This window comes from Rhizobium sp. M1, from assembly GCF_002531805.1.
Lineage (GTDB): Bacteria > Pseudomonadota > Alphaproteobacteria > Rhizobiales > Rhizobiaceae > Rhizobium > Rhizobium etli_C.
Genome location: NZ_NWSW01000016.1, coordinates 31,869 through 44,903, shown reverse-complemented (window position 1 = coordinate 44,903; position 13,035 = coordinate 31,869). Strand labels below are relative to the sequence as shown.

Sequence of the window (13,035 nt, the reverse complement as noted above, 5' to 3'; positions counted from 1 at the left end):
CCGCCCATTTGTCGGGCGCAGCCGAGGGGAACATCGTGGAACGCCGCGCGTTGTCCGGCCATCGAAACCAAGGAGACGCTCACATGACCTTGAAGAGAAACATCCTACTGGCTGGAGCCGTGCTCCTGGCGACCGGCGGTCTGGCGCAGGCGGAGATGGTCGCGACCACGGTCAACGACCTCAACGTCCGCGCAGGTCCGGGTCCGCAATATCCGACAGTCGGCCTTGCTACCCGCGGCTCGACCGCAGTGCTCGATGGCTGCATCGAAGGCAGCCGCTGGTGCCGCGTCGACGTCAATGGCATGCGCGGCTGGGTCTATGCCGATTATCTGCAGATGGATTATGGCGGCAACCAGGTGATCGTCGAGCAGCACCGCGCCGAAATCGGCGTTCCCGTCGTCACTTACGAGTCGACCGCCAGCGTCGTCCCGGCTGATCCGCAGCCGGCGCCAGGCGACGAACTGCTCGGCCCGGTCGGGGCTGTCGAGACCATCGCTCCGCCGGAGACGGTGCGCACCTATATCGAAACCAATCCAACCGAGACGGTGCGGCTCGGCGGCGATGTCGTCGTCGGTGCGGAGGTGCCGGGTGATGTCACATTCCAGACCATCCCCGACTATGAATACCGCTATACCAGGATCAACGACCGTCCCGTGCTGGTCGATCCCGGCACGCGCCGGATCGTCTATGTCTATGAATGACGTGATCGGAATTTGAACGAAGGCGGCCTACGGGCCGCCTTTAGTTTGATGACACCTCGATTTCAAACGGAAGCAGATGCTCGGGACAAGCCCGAGTTGACGAAAGAAGCGTAGGCCGATTTTGTCAGCAGTCTGCAGGCCGTCGACTGATCGCTTTTGTTCGCTGTCGATCTCTCCGCCTTAATCCCGCATCGGTTGATTTTTCTCCTTTTTGTTTTTGAATATGCTAAAATACTAATATGCCGAAGGTTCGGCATATGACGGCGATCGGGGAGATCGCCAAGGAGGAAATCATGGAAGCGCTACTTCCGTTCATCGTCCAATTGATTGCCGGTGCCATCGGCGGCAACGCTGCCAGCGCCGCCTTGAAGCAGCATGCGATCAATGTCGTTGCCCGTACGATCGCCGGCGCGATCGGCGGTGTCGGCGGCGGCATGCTGCTCGGCATGGTCGGCGGGGACGTCGCAGCGACCGGGCTGATCGCCGACGGTATCGGCGGCCTGATCGGCGGCGGCATTCTCTCGACGCTCGCCGGACTGGTAATGGCGCGGGCGCATAGGTAGCCCGACCGCACCGATCACGTGAAGAGCTTATCCGGTGGCGATCGCCGCCGGATAGAATGCAGTCGGCCTGCGCCGAACCGCCCATCATCCCGCTGCCGCGCCAGGCGATCGGCCTGACACCTCCGGCGCTTCACGCGCCATGCCTGTTGATTGTTGTCCCCATTACGTTTTATCCAACAGACGCAGGGGGAAATTGCGCGTTGCGCCGGATGGGCCTTGGTTCCAAGAAAATGCCAGCAGAGAAAACTCCGTGCGGGGCTGCCGCAGAGTTCGGAAAGCCAGCAGCGACGCAAATTTAAGTCAATAAACTGACCTATCCCCGCGAAAATGTCCCGCAGTGCGGGGAAAAGAAAGGAAAGCCGAGTGTCACGACAGACCGGTTCGAAAGCGGGCAAGCCGGAGCCGCTGGCCACGCCGATGGAAGATACCGAGACGATCGATTTCGAGATCATCGAGCTGTTCTTCTTTGCTTATCGCGACTTCGTTTCCGATCCCGACGCCATCCTCGAAAAGAGCGGTTTCGGCCGGGCGCATCATCGTGTCGTGCATTTCGTCAACCGCAATCCCGGCATGACGGTGGCCGATCTTCTCGACACGCTGAAGATCACCAAGCAGAGTCTTGCAAGGGTGCTGAAACAGCTGATCGATTCAGGCTATATTCGCCAGGTGGCGGGGCCCGAGGACCGGCGGCAGCGCAAGCTTTATCCGACGAAATCGGGGCGCGAGCTGGCGCTTGCGCTTGCAGAGCCGCAATCGCGCCGCATTGAGCGGGCATTCGAAGGAGCCTCCGCGCAGGTGCGGGAGGGGGTGAAGGCCTTCCTCGGGGGCATGCGGGACAGAAAGAAGGCGGATTGAATGGCGGTCAAGACAGGTATTTCCGATGATGCGGCGCATCTGCTGGTGGTCGACGACGACTCCCGCATCCGCGCGCTGCTCAATCGTTATCTTGCGGAGAACGGTTTTCGCGTCACCGTCGCGGCCGACGGCGCCGAGGCGCAGCGCAAGCTTGCGGGTCTCGATTTCGATCTCATCATCATGGATGTGATGATGCCCGGTGAATCCGGCATCGACGTCACCCGCGGGCTTCGCGCCATCAAAAACGTGCCGATCATCATGCTGACGGCGCTGGCGGAATCGGGCAACCGCATCGAAGGCCTCGAGGCCGGCGCCGACGACTATCTCTCCAAGCCCTTCGATCCGCGCGAGCTGGTGCTGCGCATCAACAACATCCTGCGCCGCAACGCCGGCGGTGAGGGGCTGAAGATCGAACAGGTCATGTTCGGCCCCTATACTTTCTCCTTGACCCGCAAGGAGCTGAAGAAGGCCAGCGAGGTGATCCGGCTCACCGACCGCGAGCAGGAAATCATGCTGCTCTTTGCGCGGCGCGCCGGCGACACGATCCCCCGGCACGAACTGATCGGCAACGACACCGAGGTCGGCGAGCGGACGATCGACGTGCAGATCAACCGGCTCAGGCGCAAGATCGAGGAGGATCCGGCCAACCCCGTCTGGCTGCAGACAGTGCGCGGCATCGGATACCGGCTGAGCATCGATTAGATTTGAGGAAGCGGAAGATGATGCCGATGACGGTTCACACTTTCCGGCACCATGCTCCGAAAGGCCAGGACCGAGGCTGATGGCGACAATGGACAGCTTGCGGCGGGAAGACCGCGCTCCTGCTGCGGGCTGGCGCTGGATCGTCCGCTGGCTGCGGCGCCGATTGCCCACCGGGCTTTACGCACGCTCGCTGCTGATCATCATCATCCCGATGGTGCTCCTGCAATCCGTCGTCGCCGCCGTCTTCATGGAGCGCCACTGGCAGATGGTGACGGAGCGGCTGTCGCTCGCCGTCACCCGTGACATCGCCGCGATCATCGAGATCGTAGAGACCTATCCGCAGAATTCGGACTATAGCGAGATCATCCGCATCGCGCGTGATCAGCTCAACCTGCAAATCTCGATCGAGCCCGACGGCGACCTGCCGCCGCCGCGGGTCAAGCCGTTCTTCTCGATCCTTGACGGCATCCTCAGCGACGAGATCAACGACGAGATCCACCGGCCCTTCTGGATCGACACGGTCGGCAACTCGAATCTGGTCGAGATCCGCATCAAGCTGGAAAACAAGATCCTCAGGGTGCTGGCCAAACGCAGTCAGACCTATGCCTCGAATACTCATATCTTCATCGTCTGGATGGTCGGCACCTCGCTGGTGCTGATCGGTATCTCGATCCTCTTCCTGCGGGGACAGATACGCCCGATCCTGATGCTGGCGCGGGCGGCGGAAAGCTTCGGCAAGGGGCAGAAGCCTGACAATTTCTATCCGCGCGGCGCCGACGAGGTCCGGCGCGCCGGCCTTGCCTTCATTCTGATGCGCGAGCGCATCGAGCGGCAGATCGAGCAGCGCACGGCGATGCTCTCCGGCGTCAGCCACGATCTGCGCACCATCCTCACCCGCTTCAAACTGCAATTGGCGCTCGCCGGCGACAATCCCGACCTGCATGGTCTGAATGATGACGTCAATGATATGCAGACGATGCTGGAGGCTTATATGGCCTTCGCGCGCGGCGAGGTCGAAGAGGATGTCGGCGAGCTGAAGCTCAGCGAGATCTTCGCCAAACTGGAAGCCGATTTCGCCCTGCACGGCAAGACATTCGCCTATTCGATCGAAGGCGACGACGAGATATCGGTCAGGCCGAACGCCTTCATGCGTCTCGTCACCAACCTGGCCTCCAACGCGCGCCGTTATGCCAATAGGCTCGACATCGAAGCCAAGCACAACGCCAAATGGCTGACTGTTATTTTCGACGATGACGGGCCGGGCATTCCGGAGAAGAATCGCGAGGACGTGTTCAAACCGTTCTTCCGGCTGGATGCGGCGCGCAACCTCGATGCGTCGGGCACCGGGCTCGGTCTTGCGATCGCCCGCGACATTGCCCGCAGCCATGGCGGCAACGTCACGCTCGGCGACAGCCCGCTCGGAGGCTTGAGGGCGACGATCCGCATTCCGGCTTAAACACTCGTTGCCGTGAGCTTTACGGCGTTGCGCGCATCGAAATCGCCGAGGCGCTCGACGATCCATCGCCAGAGCGTTGCGACCTGCATGAGGAGCTCACGGCCGAGCGGCGTCAATTCATACTCGACCCGCGGCGGCACCTCGGGATAGAGGGTGCGGATGATGAGGCCGTCGCTTTCGAGGGTGCGCAGCGTCTGCGTCAGCACTTTCTGACTGATGCCCTCGAGCCGCTCCATCAGACGCGAGAAACGTAAAGGCGCGCCGGCATCGGAGAGCACGTGCAGTATGCGCAGCGGCCATTTCGCCGCCGCCCGCTCAATCAAGGCGCGCGCCCGCGCATCCTGTTCATCCGTCATGTTGCTGCAGAAATCGAATGTGTCGCCGGCCACCTTTGTTACCTCGAGGTGCGTATGGATCGTGTTGGTGCCTTCTTTCGATTGGAACCGATAGAACATACATGGGCCGGGAACCAATGAAGAAGAGGTTTCCGATGTCGAAAGTTTGGTTGATTACGGGGAGTTCGCGCGGCCTCGGCCGGGCGCTGGCGGAGGCAGTCCTGGCCTCCGGCGACAATCTGGTGGCGACGGCACGCAATCCCGCCCAGCTCGCCGATCTTTCCGATCGCTATGGCGGGCAGGTGCTGACGCTGGCGCTTGACGTGACGAGCGAGGCGGCAGCGGCCGCAACCGTCGAGGCAGCCGTCAAGAGGTTCGGCCGTATCGACGTGCTCGTCAACAATGCCGGCTATGGCAATGTCGGCTCGATCGAGGATACCAGCCTTGCCGATTTCCGCGCCCAGATCGAAACCAACCTGTTCGGCACGATCATCATGAGCAAGGCGGTGATCGCCTTGATGCGGGGGCAGGGGGCGGGCCATATCATTCAGTTCTCCTCCGTCGGCGGGCGTATCGGGCCTGCCGGCCGCGGCGCTTATTCGGCGGCAAAATTCGGCATCGAGGGCTTCTCCGAAGTGCTGGCGAAGGAGGTTTCGCCATTCGGCGTCAAAGTGACGGTGCTCGAGCCCGGCGGCTTCAGGACGGATTTCGCCGGCGCTTCGACGGTGCTTGCCGAGGGGCGGGCGGAATATGCGGAAACGGTCGGCACCACCGCGCGCTTTCAGCGTGAGTATGACGGCCGTCAGCCCGGCGATCCTGCCAAAGCGGCTGCGGTCATTATCCACATTGCCGGTCTCGACGAGCCGCCGTTCCGGCTGTTGCTCGGCAGCGATGCGGTGCGCAACGTCGAGAAGGCGGATGCAGCACGTATGGCAGCCGACCGGGAATGGCGCACCGTCAGCGTCTCGACCGATTTCGAGCCTGATGCCGAGGTGGGACCGATGCCTTCGGAAAAGAAAGCCGGGTGAAGGGATCCAAAAAGCAAAAGCGCCGCTGAGAAGCGGCGCTTTGTATCAGTGATAGTCGAGCATTCAGCCGGCGGTGCAGAAGTGGCTGCGGCCGTCATAACCGATATAGGTGCCCGTGCGCGGATCGAACGAGCGGTAACGATAGGAGCAGTAACGCTCCCATTGCGGCGACCAGGGCTCCACCGCCGTGCGGGCCGGCGCGTAGTATCGCGGCTGCTCGACATATCGCGGCTCTTCGACATAGACGCGGCGTGGGGCGCGATAGACTGGTGCCGGCTCATAATAATCCGGCTCGTAGGCCGGGTCGATATAACGGCGCTCTTCGTAGACGGGGCCGTTATTGGCATTGGCGATGGCGGAGCCGACGATCAGGCCGGTCGCAAGGCCGACAGCGCCGCCGACAAGCGCATCGTTGCCGCCGTGGCGGCGCCAATGGCGATCGCGAGCCGATGCCTCGCCGATGGCGGAGAGGGTAAGTGCGGCGGCCGTTGCCGTCAGCAGAAGAGTTTTTGCGAGCCTGTTCATAAGCAGAGAGTCCTAATCCCGGGAACCGAACCCCGGTTCCTTTCTCGATGATGCTAGTCCTACCGTTCGCTAGCTGAACGAAGGCTGAATGACAAAACCCGGCATTGCTGCCGGGCTTCAACTCGAAATTCGACAGCCTTGTTAAGGGTTCAGCCCGCAATCTGCAGATTGACGGCCTTGGGGCCCTTGCCGCGGCGATCCGGCTCCGTGTCGAAGCTTACCTTCTGGTTTTCCGTCAGACCGGCCAGGCCGGAAGCCTGAACGGCAGAAATGTGAACGAAGATATCGGCGCCGCCCCGGTCCGGCTTGATGAAGCCGAAGCCTTTGTCGGTATTGAAGAATTTTACAGTGCCAGTCTCGGCCATGCGTCAGGTCCTTTTCTCTCTGCCCGCCATCCACACGGGCAGCATCATAGCATTGCCTCCTTGCGGGAGGTGTTGGCAGGCAATTCTTGAAATGTGAGAAAAAGGTCCCCTCTACCTCGGCCTGCCCCAGACAGGACTTTCGCCTGCCTTTTTTGGAACCGGCTGACCGGAATATTAGCGTTTCCGGCGCGCAAATACTTAAGGACTTCCCATGCTCGCAAAATGCCCGAACGAGGCGAGAGTGCGGCGTTTCCGGGATTTTGGCAAGCAAAAGTTTTTTAACGTGTCGTTCAGGGCACACTCCCGCCAACAGCCAATTTGCGCAAAAACGCAAAATTTCCTTCGCCGAAGGAGCATGATTAACGTTTTGTATCGTCTGCAATATAAATTTCGAGCAGATTTTGCCAAAAATGCAACGTGAACGCGTCTTTCCGGTTCAGTGAATTTTTTTTCGGATTGGCCATCCACCCATATTTGGACGCGTGTTCAGGCGGCCCGCAGGCCCCGGCGGGTGAAGCTCGGCACCAGTTCGACCACAAGCATAGCGATAAACATTAGCACGCAACCTGTATAGCCCGTGGCCGACATCGACTCACCGAGCAGCAGCGCTGCGAGCGATGCGCCGAAGAGAGCTTCGGAAGAGAGGAAGATCGCCGCCTGCGAGGGCGTCGTGTAGCGCTGGCCGATCACCTGCAGCACGAAGGCCAGGCCAGAGGAGAAGATGCCGACATAGAGGATCTGCGGGGCTGCGGCCAATACCGAGGAAAGACTGATCGGTTCGGCGGCGACCGCAATTGCCAGCGCGCAGACCGCGGTGACGGCGAATTGCGTGGCGGAAAGCGCCAGCGGCCTTGCGGTCTCGGAAACCGTCGTGCCGGCAAGGGTGATCTGGATCGACCAGAAGACGGCGCAGACGACGGTCAGCAGATCGCCCGACGTCAGCGCCGAGAGATGACCGCCGGACAGCAGGTAAATGCCCGCGACGGCCATCAGTGCGCCCGGCCAGATGATCCAATGCGGGGCACGGCGCAGGAAGAACACGGCGATCAGCGGCACGAAGACGACATAGAGACCGGTGATGAAGCTGGAATTCGTCACCGTCGTCGTCTGCAGTCCCACCTGTTGCGTGGCAGCGCCGCCGAAAAGGGCAAGGCCGGTCAGCATGTAGAGTCTCGCGTGCCGCTTGCTTGTCTTCGCCTTGGCCTTGCGCGCTTCGAAAAGGACGAAAGGCAGCACGGCAAATGTGGCGACGGCAAAACGCAGGCCGATGAACCAGAACGGGCCGATCGCCTTCATCGCCGTCGACTGAGCGACGAAGCCGCCGCCCCAGATGGCAGCCGCAAGCAATAGAAGGAGATTCGCCTGAACGCGCGTCATGTCGTCCTCGAAGGTGAAGGGGAAGGTGCTTGAAGCGGTTAGCAGTTGCGTTTCCATTCGGCAAGGGTGAGGTTTTGGCGGGTCGCCGAAGATGATCGATTGCGTCTTGGGCGGACTCTACTTTGCTCTGAAACGTCTACCCGTTGGTGATCGCTCTGTTCTCCAATCGCCTTGAGATCATGTTCCTGTGGAACAAGAGATGGCTGCGGTGGCAATGCCGCCCGATTGTGTAGATGGTTAGAGCGTATCAAGTGAATGTAATGGGGGCGCTTTTCATGGGCGGAAAATATTTAAGCTTTATTGCGCTGTTGGGTCTTCTGGTCGTTGCTATGGGACCGGCTCATGCCGGCGACGCTGTGAAAAGTGGAACAATAGAGCGGAACGGATCGAAATTCAGTTATCAAGTTACCGCCCTAACTTCGAAAAATCGCAGAATTGAAGTCACTCACAGCGGGAAAAAATATACGGGCCCGCTGGCCGAAATGTCGTTTCGTGACCGCCATTTGCAGGTTTTCGAGATGGTGGCCAGACTGATCAAAACCACCTGCCAGGACGGTGTTTCCTCGCTCGGAAATATCTGGCTGAGCAAAGATCCGGAACAGGATGAGGATCCTGACGCTAGGCATCCTCAATACTTCATCTGGGAATACAGCTGCCAATAGACGCCTCGGGACTGATCGGGATCTCAGCCGTTGTTGGCCTCGGCGCGCGAGACCCTGAGCAGCGCGCCGTCGTCCTCGTCGGTCACCATCAGCAGCGCGCCGTCGGGCGCGACGACGACGTCGCGGATGCGGCCGTAGTCGCCTTCGAACAGGCGTTCCTCGGCAACGAAGGCGCCGCTCTCATCCCGCTGCATTCTCGAAAGCAGCTGGAATTTCAGCGCTGCGACGAGGAAGTCGCCGTCCCATTCAGGGAACATGGCGCCGCGATAGACTGCGAGCGCGCCGGGCGCAATTGACGGATCCCAGTACTGCAGCGGCTGCTCCAGCCCTTCCTTGGCGGTACCTTCGCCGATCTCGGCGCCGGAATAGTCGCGGCCGTAGGTGATGATCGGCCAACCGTAATTCTTGCCGGCTTCGGGCTGGTTGATTTCGTCGCCGCCGCGCGCGCCGTGCTCGACCGTATAGAGCTTGCCGTCCTTGGCGTCGAAGGTGATGCCCTGCGGGTTGCGGTGGCCCTTCGACCAGATCTCCGGCAGCGCCTTGCCGCCGTCCTTGAACGGATTGTCGGCGGGGATGCTGCCGTCGGCATTGATATGGATGATCGCGCCGGCATTGTCCTGCCAATCCTGGGAACGGTCGCGGTCGCCGCGATCCCCGACGCTGATGAACAGTGTGCCATCACGGGCAATCGCGATCCGCGAGCCATAGTGAATGTTGGTGGATGTGAAGCGCCGCATGCCGAACAGAGGCGTTACAGCCTCGAGCTTCTTCTCGTCAGCAGAAAGCTTCGCGCTGAAGGCTTCGGTGCCGGAGCCCTGGTCGTTCCTCATGGCGGCGGTGAAATAGAGCTTTCTGCTCGTGGCAAAATCCGGGGCGAGCGCCAGGTCCAGTAGGCCGCCCTGGCCACGGGCACTGACCTTGGGCACGTTAGCGATCGGTTCGGACAGTTTTCCGTCGCGGATAATGCGCATGCGGCCGGGCCGCTCGGTAACGATATAGCCGCCGCCGGGCAGTGCCTCGACCGCCCAAGGATGGTCGAGACCATCGGCGAGTTTTTCGACACGAACAGCGGGACCCTGTGTATTGACGGTATCGGCCGCGTTGGCCGATATGGCGCCTGCGAACGCTAGCGCTGCAGCGAAATGGAAGGCGGATACTCTCTTCATCTTGCTCCCCGTCGTCTCTTCATGCTGAACGTGGAGCGGGCAGGGGAAGGCTTCAACCTCATTCGCCCTGCAATAACGGCTTTGTGTTTGCCGGTTGAACGGAGCCGGTCGCCTCGCCGTCGACCAATTCCGCTTCGACGATGTAGCGCAGCGACCCCGGTTCGGTCGCATCGAAGGGCCAGCAGGTGGTCAGCGCCAGGCGGCGACCGTCGGAGGCGGGATCGATGCCGCTCGCGTCCCATGGGGCGATGCGGCCTTCGCCAGCCTTGAAAGTCAACAGCTTGCCGTCGCGGCGGGTGATTTCGATGGTATCGCCGGGCCTTACATATTGGAGCCAGCGGAAATGCGTGTCGCGATGGGCGGCGATGACGGAGGTGCCTTGCTCGCCCGGCTGCGGCGTGTTGGCGAGCCAGGCGGGACCGAAGGCGAGGGCCTCGCCGGAGGCGCCGGAGAGCACGATGGCCTCCTTGTCGAGGCGCGGCGCGCGCACCTTGGCTTCCGTCGTAAAATCGGCCCAGGGCCAGGGCTTCATCTCTTCGCCGTGCAGTTCGGCGGCGAAAGCGCGCTTCAGCAGGACCTGCGAGAGCTCCGCCTTCGCCTTCAACAGGACACCGTCGCCGATCAGCGCCAGGCCATAAAGAGCAAGACCTGAAATGGCGAAGGCGATCGTCTTTTCGATCGGCGAAAGGCGCCAGAGGAAGAAGCCCTTCTTCTGGCGCGCCTTCGGTCTGTCATGGGCCGTGGCCGCGGCCATGGCGAGTTCCAGGTAGGTCGGAAGCGGCTCGAATTCAGCCGCCCCCTCGTTCCTGTCGGCAGGACGACTAGCGGCCATTGCGTCTGCCTCCGACGGTGAAGACGCCTTTGAGGCGCCGGCGCCACACGGCGAGTCCGCTTGCCGCCGTCAGCGCCAAGAGCAGCATGGTAAGCCCGCGCATGATCTGTTCGTCGGCGCGGGTCGCCGTCTGCGGCAGGTTCACGGTCGAAGTCTTCTGCGCGATCATCGTGGCCGCCTTCGCGGTCGGAGCTGCGGCCATCAGGTTTGCGATCTCGGGCGATGCGTCGCGCCCCTGGATGACGGCGGCAGCCTGCTGCGGTCCGGAACCCTCCGTCGGCGCGGTCGAGCCGTGGTCTTGCCCGCCGCCAAGCGGCGCAGCATTTTCGCCGAACACCTTCCCGAAATCCCAACCGTCAGGCAGGTTGAGCGGCAGCTTTGCCGCGCCGAGCGGCTCGTTGGCCGGCCGCGACGGCGTGACGTCGACGGCGACGAGGCTGGTGACGCGGGAGACGAGGTGGTGGGCAAGCGCCACCGTCTCGATATCCTTGTCGAGCGCGGCAGGATCCCGGCGCTCATAGGCGCGGGCTTCGAAATCGTCGATCTTGCGCCGCGCCCAGAGCTTCGAGATGCCGTTGCCGTCCGCGGCATTGGCGATATCCATCTCGACGCGCCAGGGCTGGTCGCCCGTCTTGCCGATGATCTGCAGCTTGCCGGCGGGCTTGTCCTCAGGCAGTTCCGCCGTCAGCACGACGGGCTCGCCGCTGTAGAGGTCGGGCATCGGGTTCGGCGTGATATCCTCGGCCGCGACGCCTTCGAAATTCGCGGCGATATCGGTCATGGCGGGGTTTTGCAGCTTGGTGAAGAGCTCACCCATGCGGCTTGCCACCTGATCGGCCGAGCCGATTTGGGTGAAGGTGCCGCGGCCGATTTCGGCGGCCTTGGTCATGAAGTAAGTATTGGGCGCCGAGCCGATGCCGACGGTGAAGACGCGGGCATCACCGCGGTTTGCGGTGATTTCCTGAAAGAGCTGCTGCTCGTTGCCGATCGCGCCGTCGGTCAGGAACACGACCTGGCGCAGCGCTCCGCTTGCGACCGGCCCCTGGTTGCGCAGCGCGTCCTCGAGGGCGGGCAGCATTTCGGTGCCGCCGTCGGCGGTCAGGCCTCTGACATAAGCGATGGCCTTTTCGCGATTGTCTGGCGTGGCGGCGACGAGGCCCTTGAAATAATCGGTCATCGTGTCGTCGAAACGGATGACGTTGAAGCGGTCATCCGGATTCAGCTTGGAAATGGCAAGGGCCAGGCTCTGTCTTGCCTGCTCGATCGACTGGCCGGACATGGAGCCGGAATTGTCGATGACGAAGACCACCTCGCGCTTGGCCGGCGCTGCCGCATCCGGCGCCGTCGGCGGAGTGACGAAGGCGAGCAGATAGGTCTTGCCGTCCTTCACTTCGCGAAAGAGACCGGCGCTCGGCGTCTTGCCGGGAGCAGCCTTCCAGGTGAGCTCGAAATCCTTGTCGGCGGGGACGGAATCCCCTTTCAGGCTGATCGTCCTCACCTGGTCGCCGTCCTGTCCGATATCGACCCCATGAAAGGACGATGTGACGTCGCCGAGCGGAAAGCCGGCCTTGAGATCGACAGTCAGCGAGACAGGGTTGATTTTGGCATTCTCGCGCGGATCAAGCACTGGGGCTTCGATCTTCTCACGGTTTTCCACCGGGTCGCTCGGCGTGGCGAAGCCGGCGCCGTTGTTGAATTCGACGGTCTGGACGATCGGCGCCGGATTGTAGCGCGGCGCGACGACCATCGGGAAGCGCAGCGAGAACTCGCCGCCCGACTGGCGGACCGTCTGCTGATATTCGATCTGCACGACGATCTCTTCGCCGGGGCCGATATTGGCGACCTGATTGGTGAAAATGTTCGGCCGCTGCTGTTCGAGCAATGCCGTCTTCTTGCCCTCGGCCTTGGCCTGCTCGTAGATCTCGCGGGCTTCCTGGCGCGGCTTGATCTGGCCTTCGATGAAGCGTTCGCCGATCTGCATCTTCAGCGCGTCGACGGCGGAATTCTCCGGCAGCGGGAAGACATAGGTGCCCTCGACCCAGCCCTGGCTCGGGTTCTGGAAGCGCTGCGTCACCTTCACCCTGGCGATCGGTCCCGAGACGTCGATTGCGACGTCGGTCTTCAGCCGCGGCGCTTCGACGTAGAAGCCGGGTTCCTTCGACGGGAAGAGCAGCGAGCCGCTATTGACGTCGTTCGGCCGGACGAGGGCCGCGAGCTGACCGGATGTCTGCTGCGCCTCGGCGCGCGCGGCTGAGGCAAGCCCCAGCATGGCTGCGACGCAGGCGACAAAGGCGGTGGCGGCGACAAGAAATGAAATGGAAATCCGGCGCATGCGCATGCGCCCGATGGCGAACTCATCTTCCAGAAACATTGGCGTACCCTCAATAACCAATTTTGGATAACGCAATGATGCGGCTTCGATCTCGGCGCGCTCGCGACCGAATTGCGGCGGTGTACGGCATTTGTTG

Annotated in this window: 14 protein-coding genes; 7 read left to right on the top strand and 7 right to left on the bottom strand. The window is 62.0% G+C overall.

Going from position 1 to position 13,035, the window contains the following annotated elements; all coding sequences use genetic code 11:
• The first annotated feature begins 83 nt into the window (after positions 1–83).
• The 5 genes from CO655_RS16810 (at position 84) to CO655_RS16790 (ending at position 4,277) form a co-directional block, all read left to right on the top strand.
• Positions 84–701, top strand: a complete 618-nt coding sequence (locus tag CO655_RS16810) for a DUF1236 domain-containing protein (protein ID WP_097665538.1) — start codon at positions 84–86, stop codon at positions 699–701.
• A 293-nt stretch (positions 702–994) separates the two neighbouring features.
• Positions 995–1,264, top strand: coding sequence for a hypothetical protein (locus CO655_RS16805; protein WP_097605065.1), 270 nt, complete (start codon positions 995–997; stop codon positions 1,262–1,264).
• A gap of 363 nt (positions 1,265–1,627) precedes the next feature.
• A complete protein-coding gene (locus CO655_RS16800; RefSeq protein ID WP_097604633.1) occupies positions 1,628–2,119 on the top strand; it encodes a MarR family transcriptional regulator in 492 nt (163 codons plus the stop codon).
• Positions 2,120–2,821, top strand: a complete 702-nt coding sequence (locus tag CO655_RS16795) for a response regulator transcription factor (protein ID WP_004680166.1) — start codon at positions 2,120–2,122, stop codon at positions 2,819–2,821. It abuts the gene before it with no gap.
• 79 nt (positions 2,822–2,900) lie between these two features.
• Positions 2,901–4,277 carry an ATP-binding protein gene (locus CO655_RS16790; RefSeq protein WP_097604635.1) on the top strand — a complete coding sequence of 459 codons (1,377 nt, stop codon included), beginning with the start codon at positions 2,901–2,903 and terminating at the stop codon, positions 4,275–4,277.
• Here CO655_RS16790 and CO655_RS16785 read toward each other — a convergent pair.
• Positions 4,274–4,732 carry a helix-turn-helix domain-containing protein gene (locus tag CO655_RS16785; RefSeq protein ID WP_097665537.1) on the bottom strand — a complete coding sequence of 153 codons (459 nt, stop codon included), beginning with the start codon at positions 4,730–4,732 and terminating at the stop codon, positions 4,274–4,276. The genes CO655_RS16790 and CO655_RS16785 overlap by 4 nt on opposite strands.
• A 35-nt stretch (positions 4,733–4,767) precedes the next feature.
• On the opposite strand from CO655_RS16785, the gene CO655_RS16780 reads away from it, so the two are divergent.
• On the top strand, positions 4,768–5,640 hold the full coding sequence (locus CO655_RS16780) for an oxidoreductase (RefSeq protein ID WP_097665610.1): 873 nt from the start codon (positions 4,768–4,770) through the stop codon (positions 5,638–5,640).
• Between the two features lie 63 nt (positions 5,641–5,703).
• Here CO655_RS16780 and CO655_RS16775 read toward each other — a convergent pair whose 3' ends face one another.
• From CO655_RS16775 to CO655_RS16765, 3 genes are all read right to left on the bottom strand, one after another.
• Positions 5,704–6,165, bottom strand: coding sequence for a BA14K family protein (locus tag CO655_RS16775; RefSeq protein WP_010028683.1), 462 nt, complete (start codon positions 6,163–6,165; stop codon positions 5,704–5,706).
• Between the two features lie 149 nt (positions 6,166–6,314).
• Positions 6,315–6,530 (bottom strand): cold-shock protein, encoded by a 216-nt coding sequence (locus tag CO655_RS16770; RefSeq protein WP_003561293.1) that lies wholly within the window; start codon positions 6,528–6,530, stop codon positions 6,315–6,317.
• Positions 6,531–7,016: 486 nt separating this feature from the next.
• A complete protein-coding gene (locus CO655_RS16765) occupies positions 7,017–7,907 on the bottom strand; it encodes a DMT family transporter (protein ID WP_097665609.1) in 891 nt (296 codons plus the stop codon).
• 260 nt (positions 7,908–8,167) lie between these two features.
• Here CO655_RS16765 and CO655_RS16760 point away from each other — a divergent pair, with 260 nt between their 5' ends.
• Positions 8,168–8,569, top strand: coding sequence for a hypothetical protein (locus CO655_RS16760; protein WP_245423846.1), 402 nt, complete (start codon positions 8,168–8,170; stop codon positions 8,567–8,569).
• Between the two features lie 23 nt (positions 8,570–8,592).
• On the opposite strand, the gene CO655_RS16755 is transcribed toward CO655_RS16760, so the two are convergent.
• From CO655_RS16755 to CO655_RS16745, 3 genes are read right to left on the bottom strand one after another with little or no spacing between them, the layout of a single operon-like run.
• Positions 8,593–9,735, bottom strand: coding sequence for a PQQ-dependent sugar dehydrogenase (locus tag CO655_RS16755; RefSeq protein WP_097665535.1), 1,143 nt, complete (start codon positions 9,733–9,735; stop codon positions 8,593–8,595).
• Between the two features lie 58 nt (positions 9,736–9,793).
• Positions 9,794–10,567, bottom strand: a complete 774-nt coding sequence (locus tag CO655_RS16750) for a class GN sortase (protein ID WP_097604643.1) — start codon at positions 10,565–10,567, stop codon at positions 9,794–9,796.
• Positions 10,557–12,938, bottom strand: coding sequence for a marine proteobacterial sortase target protein (locus CO655_RS16745; RefSeq protein ID WP_097665534.1), 2,382 nt, complete (start codon positions 12,936–12,938; stop codon positions 10,557–10,559). The genes CO655_RS16750 and CO655_RS16745 overlap by 11 nt, the downstream gene beginning before the upstream one ends.
• Positions 12,939–13,035 lie beyond the last annotated feature (97 nt).